At 66.2% G+C, this 14,557-nt stretch carries 13 protein-coding genes and 1 pseudogene; 8 read left to right on the plus strand and 6 right to left on the minus strand.

Going from position 1 to position 14,557, the window contains the following annotated elements; translation table 11 throughout:
- The 4 genes from WBF82_RS18265 to WBF82_RS18280 form a co-directional block, all read left to right on the plus strand.
- Positions 1-1,056 (plus strand): S16 family serine protease (locus tag WBF82_RS18265; RefSeq protein WP_424384370.1); only part of this gene is annotated, 1,056 nt, incomplete at its 5' end.
- Between the two features lie 19 nt (positions 1,057-1,075).
- Entirely contained in the window at positions 1,076-1,465 is a 390-nt protein-coding gene (locus tag WBF82_RS18270; protein ID WP_424384371.1) for a nitroreductase family deazaflavin-dependent oxidoreductase, read from the plus strand.
- 50 nt (positions 1,466-1,515) lie between these two features.
- Positions 1,516-1,848 carry a TfoX/Sxy family protein gene (locus WBF82_RS18275; RefSeq protein ID WP_424384372.1) on the plus strand — a complete coding sequence of 111 codons (333 nt, stop codon included), beginning with the start codon at positions 1,516-1,518 and terminating at the stop codon, positions 1,846-1,848.
- A gap of 72 nt (positions 1,849-1,920) precedes the next feature.
- A complete protein-coding gene (locus WBF82_RS18280) occupies positions 1,921-2,673 on the plus strand; it encodes a DUF72 domain-containing protein (protein WP_424384373.1) in 753 nt (250 codons plus the stop codon).
- Here WBF82_RS18280 and WBF82_RS18285 read toward each other — a convergent pair.
- From WBF82_RS18285 to WBF82_RS18295, 3 genes and pseudogenes are all read right to left on the minus strand, one after another.
- Positions 2,647-3,072 (minus strand): annotated as a pseudogene (locus WBF82_RS18285) (hypothetical protein); the annotation flags it as partial. The gene WBF82_RS18280 and the pseudogene WBF82_RS18285 overlap by 27 nt on opposite strands.
- A 15-nt stretch (positions 3,073-3,087) precedes the next feature.
- Positions 3,088-4,575, minus strand: a complete 1,488-nt coding sequence (locus tag WBF82_RS18290; RefSeq protein WP_424384374.1) for an acetyl-CoA acetyltransferase — start codon at positions 4,573-4,575, stop codon at positions 3,088-3,090.
- Positions 4,576-4,612: 37 nt separating this feature from the next.
- Positions 4,613-7,009 (minus strand): CoA transferase, encoded by a 2,397-nt coding sequence (locus WBF82_RS18295; protein WP_424384375.1) that lies wholly within the window; start codon positions 7,007-7,009, stop codon positions 4,613-4,615.
- An 86-nt stretch (positions 7,010-7,095) separates the two neighbouring features.
- Here WBF82_RS18295 and WBF82_RS18300 point away from each other — a divergent pair, with 86 nt between their 5' ends.
- From WBF82_RS18300 to WBF82_RS18315, 4 genes are read left to right on the plus strand one after another with little or no spacing between them, the layout of a single operon-like run.
- A complete protein-coding gene (locus tag WBF82_RS18300) occupies positions 7,096-7,782 on the plus strand; it encodes an Abi-alpha family protein (RefSeq protein ID WP_424384376.1) in 687 nt (228 codons plus the stop codon).
- Positions 7,779-9,044, plus strand: a complete 1,266-nt coding sequence (locus tag WBF82_RS18305; RefSeq protein ID WP_424384377.1) for a DUF445 domain-containing protein — start codon at positions 7,779-7,781, stop codon at positions 9,042-9,044. The genes WBF82_RS18300 and WBF82_RS18305 overlap by 4 nt, the downstream gene beginning before the upstream one ends.
- Before the next feature lie 56 nt (positions 9,045-9,100).
- A complete protein-coding gene (locus WBF82_RS18310) occupies positions 9,101-11,476 on the plus strand; it encodes a phosphoketolase family protein (protein ID WP_424384378.1) in 2,376 nt (791 codons plus the stop codon).
- Between the two features lie 9 nt (positions 11,477-11,485).
- Positions 11,486-12,247 carry a lysostaphin resistance A-like protein gene (locus tag WBF82_RS18315; protein WP_424384379.1) on the plus strand — a complete coding sequence of 254 codons (762 nt, stop codon included), beginning with the start codon at positions 11,486-11,488 and terminating at the stop codon, positions 12,245-12,247.
- 6 nt (positions 12,248-12,253) lie between these two features.
- Here the strand turns inward: WBF82_RS18315 and WBF82_RS18320 are convergent, their stop codons facing one another.
- From WBF82_RS18320 to WBF82_RS18330, 3 genes are all read right to left on the minus strand, one after another.
- Entirely contained in the window at positions 12,254-13,282 is a 1,029-nt protein-coding gene (locus tag WBF82_RS18320; RefSeq protein ID WP_424384380.1) for a zinc-binding alcohol dehydrogenase family protein, read from the minus strand.
- A 47-nt stretch (positions 13,283-13,329) separates the two neighbouring features.
- The gene (locus tag WBF82_RS18325; RefSeq protein WP_424384381.1) at positions 13,330-13,629 is read right to left on the minus strand and encodes a GlsB/YeaQ/YmgE family stress response membrane protein; all 300 of its coding nucleotides are present in this window, start codon (positions 13,627-13,629) and stop codon (positions 13,330-13,332) included.
- A 17-nt stretch (positions 13,630-13,646) separates the two neighbouring features.
- Positions 13,647-14,557: APA family fibronectin-binding glycoprotein (locus WBF82_RS18330; protein ID WP_424384382.1), on the minus strand; the 911-nt coding region annotated here is incomplete at its 5' end.

Here is a 14,557-nt window from a genome sequence, read left to right on the forward strand (position 1 = left end):
TCGGACTACCGCGGCGACCCCAGCGCGGCGCTGCTGGAGGTACTTGACCCAGCGCAAAACCACACGTTCCGAGACCACTATCTGGATTTGGATCTGGACCTGTCCGATGTGATGTTCCTGGCGACGGCCAACGTCATCGAGAACATTCCCTCGGCGCTGCTGGACCGAATGGAGCTGGTGCAGATCGACGGCTACACCGAAGACGACAAGGTGGCCATCGCGCGCGACTTCTTGTTGCCGCGGCAGCGCGACCGGGCCGGGCTGACCGACGACGAGGTCGCCGTCACCGACGCGGCGCTGCGCAAGATCGCCGCCGACTACACCCGCGAACCGGGCATGCGCCAGTTCGAACGGTTGCTGGCCAAGGCGCTGCGCAAGGTCACCACGAAGATGGCCGACGCCGCCGAACCGGTGACGATTGACGAGCCGGATCTGGTGGGTTATCTGGGCCGTCCGCGGTTCACCCCCGAGTCGGCCGAACGCACGGCGGTCCCGGGCGTGGCGACGGGCTTAGCCGTCACCGGGCTGGGCGGCGATGTGCTCTACATCGAGGCCGGTGCCAATGACGGTGAACCCGGTCTGCAGCTGACCGGCCAACTCGGTGACGTGATGAAGGAATCCGCGCAGATCGCGCTGTCCTACGTCCGTTCGCACGCCGCGGAATTGGGCGTCGACCCGTCGTCGCTGGACAAGCGGATCCACGTGCACGTGCCGGCCGGCGCCGTCCCCAAGGACGGTCCGTCCGCGGGTGTCACCATGGTGACCGCGCTGGTGTCGATGGCCACCGGGCGGCAAGTCCGCGCCGACGTCGGGATGACCGGCGAGGTGACGTTGAACGGCCGGGTGCTACCGATCGGCGGCGTGAAGCAGAAGCTGCTGGCGGCTCAGCGGGCCGGGTTGACGACGGTGTTCATCCCGCAGCGCAATGAGCCGGATCTCGACGATGTGCCCGCCGAGGTGCTCGAGGCGTTGGACGTCCAGCCGATGACCGACGTCGCCGAGATCGTCGCCCGGGCGCTTGAACCGGCATCGCAGGCGGTGACCGCCGCGGCGTGACGTCGGTTAGCCTGCGGTCATGGCAGATTCGCAGCCGCTCAAACGGCGCATCGTCCACACCGCCCAACGGCTGGTGGCCAATCCGTTGGGCAGGCGATTACCACTGACCATGTTGGAGACCGTCGGTCGCAAGTCGGGCCAGCCGCGGCGCACCGCGATCGGCGGACGAGTGATCGGCAACCAGTTCTGGATGGTCTCGGAACACGGCGAGCATTCGCACTATGTGCACAACATCAAAGCCAATCCCGCCGTACGAGTGCGCATCCGCGGCCAGTGGCGCAGCGGAACTGCGCACCTGTTGCCCGACGACGACGCCGAAGAGCGGCTGCGCAGCCTGCCCGGGATCAACAGCGCTTTCGTTCGGCTGGCCGGCAGTGAATTGCTGACCATCCGGGTTGATTTGGACTGACTTGGACTGACGCGGCCGCGCTTGTCGGTGTCCGGCGCTACCGTCATCGCATGGCCTACGACACCGAACTCGCCGACCGGATTCGCGAACTGGTGGCCCCGACGGGTGGCGTCGAAGAGAAGCGGATGTTCGGCGGGCTGGCGTTCCTGATCAACGGCAACATGTCGGTGGCGGCCAGTGGCCAGGGCGGGCTGCTGGTGCGGGTGCCCCCGGACGACACCGACGAGCTGCTGAGACGAGCCCACGTCAACCCGATGGTGATGGCGGGCCGCGAGGCCCGGGGCTGGTTGCGGGTCGACTCCGACGGCGTGAAGACCAAAAAGCAACTGCAGTCTTGGGTCAGCCGCGGCGTGGACTACGCGCGCGGCTTGCCGCCGAAGTGAGAAGGCGCGGTTCGTGCTGCAACGCGGCGGGTACGCGTGCGCCATGGCCAAGGTGCGGCTGGTTGACCGGCAGTGACCGTGCGGATCGGCACCTCCGGGTGGTCCTATGACCACTGGACCAACGTGCTCTATCCCAAGGGCCTTGCATCAGCGCGCCGATTGAGCCGCTACGTCGAAGAGTTCGACACCGTCGAGCTCAACGCGAGTTTCTATCGCTGGCCCAAGGATTCCACGTTCGCCGGATGGCGTGAGCAACTCCCGACCGGCTTCACGATGACGGTTAAGGCGCATCGCGGGTTGACGCACTACCGTCGGCTGGCCTCGCCCGAGCCATGGGTCGAAAGGTTCGAACGCTGTTGGCAATTGCTCGGCGATCGCCGTGGTGTACTGCTGGTCCAGCTGCATCCCGAACAACAGCGTGACGACGCCCGTCTCGATGGCTTCCTCACCAGCGTGCCCGCGTCCATCCGGGTGGCGGTGGAATTGCGCCACCCGTCCTGGAACGACCCGGCGGTGTATGCGGTGTTGGAGAGCCATCGCGCCGCCTACGTGGTGATGAGCGGTGCCGGTCTGCCGTGCATCGCCCGTACCACCACTGACTTCGTGTATGTGCGGATGCACGGCCCTGATCCGGCCACCATGTACACCGGCTCCTATTCGGACGACGAGCTGCGCAACTGGGCTGGGCGGATCGCCGAATGGGAACGGGAAGGCAAAGACGTCTGGCTGTACTTCAACAACGACCTCTATGGCCACGCGGTACGCAACGCCATGTACCTGCGCGACCTTCTGGGCGGGTCAGCTGATCCCGATAACGTCAGGTAATCGCACGCCCTGCAGCCGTTCCCGCTCGGCGCGGCGGCGCTTGATCCGCAGCCGGGCATCGGCAGGTACCGTGACCGCTTCTGCGCAGGTTAGGTAGAAGACCTCGCCGGCCACGTCGATGACGTCCGCCGCCACTAAGCGGGATCCCAGCTCACGCAACGTCATTCGCAGTTCATGGGTGAACCGCATGGTGGTGTCGTAGGCCAGTTCCCGAGAGGCGCGAGCGCTGGCTGCCATCCGTTCGCTCAGCTTCGTCGCCGATGCATCGGAGGGCATCGGTCGCGGCACCGCGGTCGCGGCCCGCCCGGCAGCGACCAGCAGCATCGCCGGATCGTCAACGAACATCAAATTGGCCAGTTCGATTTCACCCACACCGCGATGCCCGATCCGGGCGACCGCAGCGGTGAAGGCGGGTTACTTCAAGATCGCGCTGCCGTCGGCGTGGATGGTGACTTTGGCGCCCGCGATGTCGTCATGCACTGTCGCCGCCGCTGACGCCGGATCGGGCAGCAAAGCCAGGGTGCGACGATCGTCGGGGGTGCGAACTGCGAGAAACGCCTTTTCCGGCCGGCCGTCCCGGTCAAACGGTGTCGTCCACGCTTCGACGGTGCCGACGCCTTCCCATTCCACAGCGGCATCCCGGGTGGGCTCTTGATCGACTGCGGATTGCACGTCTTCCCAACGGAATTCGGCTGGCGGTGGTTCGGTGCCGTATACGCCGAAGCTGTGCTTGGTGAGGTAGCCGCCGTTGGCGGTGATCAAGCCGCGCCGCCCAGGGTTAGCCGCCAGCAGCTCGGCCATCGTCGCGATCGAGTGCGAAACATAGTTGCTCCATGGACCACCGGCGAAGGTCAGCCCTCCGGTCACGGTCAGCGGTCGATCCGGATCGTCAACCGGCAGTCCGAGTTCGGCCGCCGCGACCTGCACAGCGGACGGAAAACAGGAGTACAGGTCGACGTAGTCGACCTCGTCGATGCCCACACCGGCCAATTCCAGCGCGCGGGCACCGCCAATCCGGATGGCGGGCGATCGGTGCAGTTCGACCCGCTCGCTGATGGCGTAGGTGTCGTGCGCGTCGGTGCCGGCATACGGGAAGACCCAGCGTTCGGTGGGGATATTCAGCCGGCTCGCGGCCTCGACCGTCGTCAGGATCAGCGCAGCGGCCTGGTCGACCATGTTGTTGGAGTTCATCAACTTGGTGTACGGCCAGCTGATCATCCGGTTCGCCGGACCGTCCCGCCAAATCTCTTCTGCAGTAACCGGTTTGCGAATCCAGGCATGTGGATTGTGCACTGCCACGGCGTTGAATTGCGCCCATAGCTCGCCGATGCGCCTGCGGTGGTCCTCGATCGACTCGCCTCTGCTGATTCGGAGCGCCTGCTCGAACATTGGGTAGATGTAGGCGGGGCGGTCCAGCCCGATGCGGTCCTCGGCCGGTCCGGCCATCGGCACGTTTTCGTCGCTGCCCTCGGCAAGCGGAACCGACTCGTCCTGATCGGTCCAGGTCAGTCGTTTGCCCTTGGCGCGCAGCTGCATCCTGGTGCGCCACATTTCGGCGCCGGCCACCAGCACCACGTCCGCACGTCCGTGTTGGATGTCCAGGCAGGCGCGGTTGACCAGCGACTGCGGCACGTTGCCGCCGATGCCACTGTAATGGGTGGCCGGACCGTCAGCGCCGATGCGCTGGCCGAGCAGCAACCCGGCGTCGCGATAGCGTGCCGAGAGCAGGTTCACGACGGAGATGCAGTCGACGGCCTTGAGCACCCGAGGGTCGGCGGCTTGCCGCGCGGCCTCTGCTATCAGGTCTACCGGTTCGGCCGTGTTTTCCTGAGAGTCCGGGTCCTCACGGTGATTGAGCTGGCCATATCCGACCAGCACCGGTGTCCTGGGGTTGACGGGCATTGACGAAGACCTTCCGCGATGTGTGCCGGGAGAAATGCTAGGCGCTGTCGGAGGTGAACAGCACGCCGTCGTCGATCAGCCGCTCAGTCTCTTCATTGCTCATTCCGAGGATTTTGCGGCAGATCTCGCGGGTGTCCTGACCGGGCAGCGGCGCCGGGCGTTGTGGCGCCGGCGGGATGTGCCGAAACGGCGCCGGTCCGGTTTCGGCCGGAAGTGGATGATCGAACAGGGGATGCTCCATGTCGCTGAACAGCTTTCGCATCCGCAGCTGCGGGTCGTCGAGGATATCGGGCGGACGATTCATCTGTCCGGCCGGTACGCCTGCTGATTGCAAGGCCTCCGCGACTTGGGACGGTGTCCGGCTGCGGGTCCACGCAGAAACTAGTGCCAGCAACTCCTGACGGTGGGCAACTCTGGCCTCGCCGGTCGCGAACCGGTCATCACCGGCCAGCTCGGGCATCGCGAAAACCGCTGTCGCCGAAACCCAATCGGCATCGGTGCGGATCGAGATCACGCACCATTCGTCATCGCCTGCGCACGGGTACACGTCGTGCACGCTGGTGTCGTCGCACAAATCACCCTGGTCGGCCGCTCTGACGGCGTCGATGACATACCGGGCGTCGAGTTGGTTGACGACGGCCTCGGTTTGGGAGACATGCACGCGGGCTCCCTCACCGGTTCGGTCACGGTGGATCAGCGCGGCCAGCGCGCCGATCGCCGTGATCCGACCGACCACATGATCGGGAAAGACCGTGGTCGCGTCGTAGAACCGGTGCCGGGAGCCGAAGGCCGGGCGATCGTCCTGGTCCGTCCAGAGCTTGCTGACGCCCGCAGTGGCTCGCACCAGCGGCCCGTATCCCATCCGGTCGCTCCAGGGTCCGGCGTCGCCGAACGCACTGCTTTCCGCGAGCACTACCCGCGGATTCAAGGCATGTAGCGTCTCGTACGGAAAGCCAAGAGCAGCAAGGGTTCCCGGCTTGAAATTGGCGAAGACCGCGTCGGCATGCGCGACCATGCTGCTGAAGATCTGTTTACCTTCAGCGCTGCGCAGATCCACGCCGAACGCCAGATTGTTGCGATGCGTCCAGGCGAATGACTCGCTCATCAAGTCGCCAACCCGTGCTTGGCGCAATCCGTCGGGATACGCCGTGCTTTCGACTTTGATGATCTCGGCGCCCAAATCGCCGTAGAGGCGGCTCAGTTCGCCGCCTGCGACGATGATGCCGAGGTCGATGATGCGAAGCCACTCAAACGGGCGGTTCAGCTTTCGCGGTGCCGGGGCGGCTATCGGGTCCGCAAGCCAACGGGCTTCGTGCTGCCCTGCGAACGGCGCGGGGTCGCGGAAGCCGCTGTGTTGGCCGTCGACGGCGAAATAACCCGCCGGGACGCCGACGCGCATGCCTGGGACGAGTTCGACGTCGGCAATGGCATCCACCGCCTGGAAGTGATCGGACGCCAAGATTTGCGCCGGGGACAGCACGGCGGCAATCGGCACACCGTGCGCCTGCCCGGCCGATACCAACGCCTGCATGGTCTGGTCGGCGAACAACTGCTGGACGAGCACGCCGATCTGCGGCCAAGCGGCGAACCGCGCAGCGATCACGTCGTAGCGGGGATCCTGGAATTCCTCGGGCTCCCCCAACCAGCGGCGCAGCCCGTGCCACTGTCGCGGCGACATCACGCAGATCCGTACGTAGCCGTCCCTACACGGGTAGATCGGATAGGCATCCTGGTTTCTCGGACGTCCGCGCCACCGATCAGGTCGGCGAATACCCGCAGCGGCCTGCCCGTGCGCACCGAACGCAGGGTCAAGCGCCATCACGACTGCGTCGAACCGAGCAAAGTCGATGTAACCTCCTGTGCCACAACGCAATCTGTGGTAGTACGCGGCCAGCGCAGCCCAGGCCGCTTGCACAGCGGCGGTGGCCGACGCGATACCGTCCGGCGGTAGAACGGGCCGTCCGGTGGCGGGGCCCGACCGTGCCAGGGCGCCCGAGAGCGCGTAGAGCACCGGATCGGTTGCCCGCCATGGCGATCGCGGTCCGCATTCTCCGAAGTCGGTGATCGACAATGCCACCAGCTGCTGATAGCGATCGGCCAAGTCGGCGCACGAGGTTCCGTACGCTGCGGCCTGACCGGGGTTGCCGCTGTCGACGACGATGTCGGCGCTGCCGGCAAGCTCGACCAACCGGGTTCGGTCGTCTGCGTCGCACGGATCTAGCACCGCGCTGCGCTTGTTGGCGTTGTGCAGGGCGAAGCGCAGGCTGGCGCCGCCCAACGTCGGTGGCCGGGTGCGCGCCGGGATGCCGCCCGGCGGTTCCACCTTCAACACGTCGGCGCCCAAATCTGCGAGCAATCGGGTGATTGCATCACCGTCGTCGCCGGACAAGTCAAGCACCCGCAGTGACGCCAGCAGCTCGACCGTCTTGGGCACCACGCCAGCGTAGTGCCCGGGTTTTGCCGCCCGATGCGCGCTCAATCCGCCGATAAGCACGGGAGCGGTTCGCTACCGTTCAGCCCATGGCGTCCCTGTTCGATCCCGCCGGCCTGGTCGACCTCGCCGAGCAAACGGTGCGCGCCTACATCAAAGCCGCAAGTTGGGGCGAGCGCCAGGTCTTTGGATTCATCCGGTCGGGGCTCAACGCATCCGCCACGGTGGCGATACCAGATCGCGCGGACGTCGAGATCGAGCAAAGCCCCGACGGGCACATCGAAAGCCTGGACACCAAAATGCACGACTTGCTCGACCGGGCCGTCGAGCAAGACACGGCCACAAGCCGCCAAGAGCTGTTCCACAAGATCCTCGACCAGATAGTGCCCGACGAGGCGCGGATCATCAGCGCGCTCTCCGACGGCGGTGCGTCCCCGCTGCTGAACGTCTATGCGCGCACACGAGCCGGACTAGCAGGCGAAGTGGTGCTGGAAAACATGTCGTTGATCGGCAGGACCGCCAACCTCGCACTGCCTCACCTGACCCCGATGTACGTCAGCCATTTGCTGTCGCTCGGGCTGGTCGAATCGAATCCCGAGGACCCCGCGATGAAAGAGGAGTACGAGGTCCTCGGCGCCGACCCCGCCGTGCTGCGCGCCATCAAGAACGCCAGTCGTGGCCCGATCCCGGCGCGCATCGAGAAATACACGCTGCGCCTGTCCGGCCTTGGTCTCGAATTATGGGCGGCCGCGGGCGGGCTTCAGGAACTGGAGTGACGATCTCCGTCGTCGCCTGGGCGCAGACCTGGGGCGATATCACGGCCGATGTCAAGCTGAACTGGTTCATTTATCTGTCGATGCCATTAGTGGCCGCGTTCGTCGGCTACACCACGAAACTTGTTGCATTGCAGATGCTTTACCGGCCGATCGAGTTTGTGGGTATCGGGCCGATCGGTTGGCAGGGTGTGGTTCCGCGCCGCGCGGGCAAAACCGCAGCCCTGACCATCCAGATGCTCACCGACAAGCTGCTGCGGCCCGAGGAGATCCTGGACAGGATCGACGCCAAGCAGGCTGTGGAAGAGCTGCGCGAACCGCTCACCCGAACCGCCGACGCGATAGCTCGCGACTTGGCCGAGCAGGTGCGCCCCGGACTGTGGGACTCGATCCCGGCGGCCGGCCGAAACGCCGTGCTGTCGCGCGTGCAGACCGCCGCGCCGGACGTTATCGACAAGTTGCTGACGGAAATGAAGGCAGACTTGTCGCGCTTTCTCGACCTGCAATACCTCGCCGTCACGATCCTGGTGAAAAACAAGGCCCAGCTCAACGCGTTGATGAAGGGCATGGGCGGCGCCGCGATGAAGTTCATTCGCCGCAGCGGCATTTACTTCGGCTTCGCGATCGGCCTGATACAGATGGTTGCCTGGGGCCTGTTCCACAACCCGTGGATCATGCCCGGATTCGGCTTCGTCACCGGTTTCGCCAGCGACTGGCTGGCGCTGAACCTGATCTTCATCCCCCGCGAGCCGAAGAAGCTGTTCGGCTTCATCCCCGTACAGGGCGTGCTGCACGCGCAGCGAGAAAACGTGACCCGCGACTACGCCCGCATCTTGGCAAACGACCTCTTTTCGGTCGATGTGCTTCTGGAAGCGATCCTGCAAGGCCCCGCCTCCGAACGGCTGTTCGCAGCCATCGAGAAGGAAGTCTCAGCTGCACTCGACGCGCAGGTCGGAAGGGCGCAACCACTGATCACGCTCGCGATCGGCACCAAGCGCTACCGCCAGGCGAAAGACGCCGTCGTGCAGATGCTCCTCGAGCGTCTGCCGGACACGTTCGAGGAAGCCAAGGACTACACCGCCAAGACGCTCGACGTGGAGAACCTGATCGCCGAGAAGATGAACAAGCTCAGCCCCACTCAGTACGAAGCAATCCTCCGACCCGTCTTCAAAGATGACGAAATGCTGATGATCACGGTCGGTGCCGTACTCGGCTTCCTTGTCGGAGAACTGCAAGTGGTCCTTGTCGAGCAATTCGCCCGCTAGCCCTGCCCTACCTCGGCTTGGTGCGCTATTCACCGGGCTTGCGGACAATCGAGCGGATGAGCTCACAAACCGTCACGTCCGCGAAGCTTTCCGATGACGAACTTGCCGGCATTCACGCCTATTGGCGCGCGGCCAACTATCTGTCGGTCGGCCAGATCTATCTGTTGGACAACCCACTGTTGCACGAACCGCTGGCCCCCGAGCACGTCAAACCGCGGCTGCTGGGACATTGGGGCACCACCCCTGGGCTCAACCTGGTGTACACACACCTGAACCGCGTCATCCGCGACCGCGACGCCAACGTCATCTTCATCACCGGGCCTGGCCACGGCGGCCCCGGGCTGGTGGCCAATGCCTACCTGGAAGGCACCTACAGCGAGGTGTATACCGGCATCGAAGAAGACACTGATGGGCTGCGAAAGCTGTTCCGGCAGTTCTCATTTCCCGGTGGCATCCCCAGCCACGTAGCAGCTCAGACGCCGGGCTCCATCCACGAGGGCGGCGAGCTCGGATACGCGCTGGTGCACGCCTACGGCGCGGCGTTCGACAACCCCGACCTTGTGGTCGCCTGCGTCGTCGGCGACGGCGAGGCCGAAACCGGGCCACTGGCCGCCAGCTGGCACTCCAACAAGTTCCTCAACCCGGTCAGCGACGGTGCGGTGCTGCCCATCCTTCATCTCAACGGCTACAAGATCGCCAACCCGACTGTGCTGTCTCGCATCCCGCCCGAGGAGCTGGAGTCGTTGCTGCGCGGCTACGGCTACCGGCCCATCACCGTCGCCGGTGACGACCCCGCCGACGTGCACCAGCAACTCGCCGCGGCGCTCGACGACGCTTTCGACGACATCGCCGCGATTCAGCGGAATGCGCGCAGCGATGGCAAAACCGAACGGCCGGTGTGGCCGATGATCGTGTTGCGCACCCCGAAGGGCTGGACCGGACCGCAAGTGGTGGACGGCAAGCAGGTCGAGGGCACCTGGCGAGCACATCAGGTCCCCCTCGCCGAGACCCGGGATAACCCCACCCACCGCGCACAGCTGCAGGAGTGGCTGCGCAGCTATGAGCCCGAGGAGTTGTTCGATGAGGCGGGCAGACTGCGCGGCGAGCTGCGGGCACTCGCGCCCCGCGGCGATCGTCGGATGAGCGCCAACCCGCACGCCAACGGCGGCCTGCTGCTACACGACCTGGACTTGCCCGACTTTCGCGACTATGCGGTCGAGGTGTCCCAGCCGGCGACGAAGACCCACGAGGCCACCCGGGTGCTGGGCACCTTCCTGCGGGACGTGATCGCGCGCAACGGCGACCGGTTCCGGCTGATGGGTCCTGACGAGACCGCGTCGAACCGTCTGGACGCGGTCTTCGAGTCGACCGGCAAGGTGTGGCTGTCGGAAACGATGCCCGACGATGACCACCTCTCACCGACCGGCCGGGTGATGGAGGTGCTCTCCGAGCACCTTTGCCAAGGCTGGCTGGAGGGGTATCTGCTGACCGGGCGGCATGGCCTGTTCAACTGCTACGAGGCGTTCGTGCACATCGTCGACTCGATGCTCAACCAGCATGCGAAGTGGTTGGCCACCAGCCGCGAACTGCCCTGGCGGCAGCCGATCGCATCGCTGAATTACCTGCTGAGTAGCCACGTTTGGCGTCAAGACCACAACGGCGCCTCGCATCAGGACCCCGGGTTCATCGACCTCGTCGCCAACAAGCGTGCCGAGATCACGCGGGTGTATCTGCCGCCGGACGGCAACACGCTGCTGTCGGTGGCCGACCACTGCCTGCGCAGCCGCGACTACGTCAACGTCATCGTCGCCGGAAAGCAGCCGGCGCTGGCCTATCTCGACATGGACTCGGCTATCGACCACTGCACCCGTGGCCTGGGCATCTGGCAGTGGGCCAGCACCGCAACGGCCGAACCTGAGGTGGTGTTGGCCTGCGCCGGCGACATCCCGACACAGGAGACGTTGGCCGCCGCCGACATCTTGCAGCGCGAACTGCCCGACCTGTCGGTGCGGGTGGTCAACGTCGTCGACCTGATGCGCCTGCTGCCGGACTCCGAGCATCCGCATGGCTTGCCGGACAACGAGTTTGACGCCCTGTTCACCGTCGACAAGCCGGTCATCTTCGCCTATCACGGTTATCCGTGGCTGATCCACCGGCTGACCTATCGGCGTGCCAACCACCACCACATGCACGTGCGCGGGTTCAAGGAGCGCGGGACCACGACGACGCCGTTCGACATGGTCATGCTCAACGACCTGGACCGCTTCCACCTGGTCATGGACGTCATCGACCGGGTGGACGGGCTGGCCAACCAAGCCGCTGTACTTCGCCAGCGGATGGTCGATGCCCGGTTGGCCGCGCGGCGCTACACCCGCGAGCACGGCGAGGACGACCCGCAGATCAGCGGATGGTCCTGGCAGGCGAGCAAGTAACCTGGTGAGATGACTGGTCAGCAGAGCGCCGCGGCGCCGCACCCGCTGTTGTCGCAGCTCTCGGCGCTACACCAGTTCCGCATCTACGTCGACGTCGCGCTGGTCGTGGTCGTGCTGGTGCTGGCGAACCTGATCGCACACTTCACCACGCCGGCGGCGGGCGTCGCGACGGTCCCGGTCGCCGCGGTCGGCCTGGTCGCGTTGCTACGGTTCAACGGTCTGGGCTGGGCAGAGCTGGGCTTGGGTCGTGACGACTGGAAATCCGGCGCCGTGTACGCGCTGGCTGCGACGGCGCTCGTGGTGACTGTGATCGCGGTCGGGGTGCTGCTGCCGCAGACCCGGCCGATGTTCATGAACAACCGGTACGCGACGATCTCGGGCGCCCTGATTGCCTCGATGCTCATCATTCCGTTGCAAACCGTGATCCCCGAGGAGTTGGCTTTCCGCGGTGTGCTGCACGGTGCGTTGAACCGGGCGTGGGGGTTTCGTGGTGTCGCGGTAGCGGGTTCACTGCTGTTCGGCCTCTGGCACATCGCGACGTCGTTGGGGCTGACAAGCAGCAACGTCGGCTTCACTCGGCTGCTTGGTGGCGGTGCCGCGGGCATGCTGGCCGGCGTGACGTTGGCGGTGATCGCGACAGCGGCGGCCGGGTTCGTCTTCAGCTGGCTGCGCAGGCGCAGCGGCAGCCTGATCGCGCCGATCGCGCTGCATTGGTCGGTCAATGGGTTGGGCGCGCTGGCCGCAGCCCTGGTGTGGCACCTGTCTAGCTGATCGGTCCTAAACCAGCAGCACGGCGGCGCCGGCGATACGCCCGGCGCTTAAGTCGGTGAGCGCTCGATCAGCTTGAGCCAGTGGGTATTCCGGCGTGGTCACCTTGATGTGATGTTCGGCGGCGAAGTCGAGGAACGCCCGTGCGTCGGCACGGGTGTTCGACGTTACCGAGCGCAGCTGGCGCTCTTGAAACAGGTGGCGCTGGTAGTTGAGTGCCGGAATGTCGCTCAGGTGGATTCCGGCGATCGCCAAGGTGCCGCCGCGGTCGAGCGCCTCGAGCGCGGGCAGCACAAGATCCCCCACCGGGGCAAACAGGATCGCGGCATCCAGCCCCGCCGGTGGCGGGTCGGCGGCGCCTTGGGCCGACGCGGCGCCCAACTCGAGCGCCAGCGCTTGGGCCTCGGCCCCGCGGGTCATCACGTGCACCTCGGCGCCCTGGGCCAACGCGACCTGCGCGGTGATATGGGCGCTGCCACCGAACCCGTACAGGCCGAGCCGGCCGCCGGGCGGTAACGCGGTGCGCAGCAGCGACCGGTAGCCGATAATGCCGGCGCACAGCAGCGGCGCAAGCTCGCTGTCGCTGTAGCCGCTCGGCAAATGATGGGCGAAAGCCGCAGGAACCGTGGCGAATTCGGCATAGCCGCCGTCGGCGTCCCAACCCGTGTAGTGGGAATTCGGGCACAGGTTCTCGTCGCCGCGCTGACAGTACTTACAGACTCCGCAGGTGTGTCGCAGCCAGGCAATCCCGACCCGGTCACCGACACCGAACTGGTCGCCGGCCTCAGCGCCCACCTCGGAGCCCACTTCGATGACCTCCCCGACCACTTCGTGTCCGGGCGTCACGTTTCGCCGATGCACCGGAAGGTCGCCCTCGGTGACGTGCAGGTCTGTGCGGCACACCCCGCAGGCGCGCACAGCGACCAGCAACTCGTCCGGCTCGGGGCGGGGCACCTGCGCGCTGACATGTTCTAGCGGGTCGGTGTTCATCGGACCGGGTCGACGCACCCGCCAGGCACTCATCGTTGCTTGGGTCATCACTACAGCATGCCGCTAATCGGCACGGCTGCAACGGTTTAGCGCAATCAGGACCTGCGGACCAGCCCCAGCAGCCAGAGCAGGATCACCGAGCCGAGCAGGGCGGTGAAGAACGTGAGGACCCAGCCCCAAGTTTCGGTTTGGAAGGCGAAGCTCAGCAGATAGCCGCCGATCAACGCCCCGACGACGCCGATCACGATGTCCATCAAAATGCCGGAAGCCCTGCCTTTGACGATCTTGCTGCCAATCCAGCCGGCCAGCCCGCCGATGATGATGTAACCAATGACGCCGACGCTGGTCAATGTTGTTGAACGGGCGAGGATTTCGGTAGCTGCCATCACGTCCATCCGGACCTACCGCGCTGTCAGGTCGATACCGGGCTCGGAGCCGGTGCCGGGCCGTTACCACCGGCGGGCTGTCCAGGTGGCGGCGGCGGTGGCGCCGGTGCCGGTGGCGCTCCCGGAGCTCCGGGAGCAGGTGCCGGAGCTCCCGGAGCAGGTGCCGGAGGTGGAGCTGCCGGGGCGGGCGGAGGAGCTCCCGGGCCGGGCGCCGGAGGTGGAGCTGCCGGGGCGGGCGGAGGAGCTCCCGGGGCGGGTGCCGGAGCTCCCGGGGCCGGTGCGGGGGCTGGAGCTGCCGGGGCGGGCGCTCCCAGCGGGCGGATCGATGTGGCCAGCGTCGTCGCCCCAGGCCTGTCGACCGGATCGTTACCGGTGCCCAGCCACACCACGAACCAGCGCTGGTTCGCCGAGCCCTGCGGTGCATTCGGTCCCGACGGGCTGATCACGCCCGCCCAGATCTGGCCGTTGGGCTTGGAAGCATCGCTGAATTTGACCTCGTAGTACGACGCGCCCCCTGTCACACCGTTGGCGTTGAGCGGAGTGGTCTCCTGGTTGATGCGGGTGCCGGGATACGGCATGAAGAACTCGCCCATGTCCGAGGCCAGACGGGTCGCAGCCTTCGTGTTGTCGGGTTCGGCGCTGGCGTAAAGCTTCTGGTCCAACTTGCCGAGCACGACGCGGGTGTCGTTGGCAACCGGCGGCGGCTGGTTCGGGGCAGGCGGCGGCCCGGTCTCCTTGCTCAGCAGCGCCGAGCCGTAGTCGAGATGGGTGGCGTCGGATTCCACCCAGCCGGCCGGAATGGCGTAGCTGAAACCGCCGACCGGGTTGTCGATGCGCCCTGGTTGGGGCGCATTGGGGTCGGTAGCCGGCGGGGCTGGCGCGTTGGGGCCGGCGCCGGGCGGCGCGGCGAGCGGATCGGCGGGCGGAGGTGCAGCAG

It is taken from the genome of Mycobacterium sp., from assembly GCF_049673265.1.
Lineage (GTDB): Bacteria > Actinomycetota > Actinomycetes > Mycobacteriales > Mycobacteriaceae > Mycobacterium.

Bases quoted from the DNA above. Each gene is read 5' to 3' on its own strand.
- WBF82_RS18270 (WP_424384371.1), top strand. From the start codon at position 1,076: ATGGCAGATTCGCAGCCGCTCAAACGGCGCATCGTCCACACCGCCCAA.
- WBF82_RS18275 (WP_424384372.1), top strand. From the start codon at position 1,516: ATGGCCTACGACACCGAACTCGCCGACCGGATTCGCGAACTGGTGGCC.
- WBF82_RS18290 (WP_424384374.1), bottom strand. From the start codon at position 4,575: ATGCCCGTCAACCCCAGGACACCGGTGCTGGTCGGATATGGCCAGCTC.
- WBF82_RS18300 (WP_424384376.1), top strand. From the start codon at position 7,096: ATGGCGTCCCTGTTCGATCCCGCCGGCCTGGTCGACCTCGCCGAGCAA.
- WBF82_RS18310 (WP_424384378.1), top strand. From the start codon at position 9,101: ATGAGCTCACAAACCGTCACGTCCGCGAAGCTTTCCGATGACGAACTT.
- WBF82_RS18315 (WP_424384379.1), top strand. From the start codon at position 11,486: ATGACTGGTCAGCAGAGCGCCGCGGCGCCGCACCCGCTGTTGTCGCAG.
- WBF82_RS18320 (WP_424384380.1), bottom strand. From the start codon at position 13,282: ATGACCCAAGCAACGATGAGTGCCTGGCGGGTGCGTCGACCCGGTCCG.
- WBF82_RS18325 (WP_424384381.1), bottom strand. From the start codon at position 13,629: ATGGACGTGATGGCAGCTACCGAAATCCTCGCCCGTTCAACAACATTG.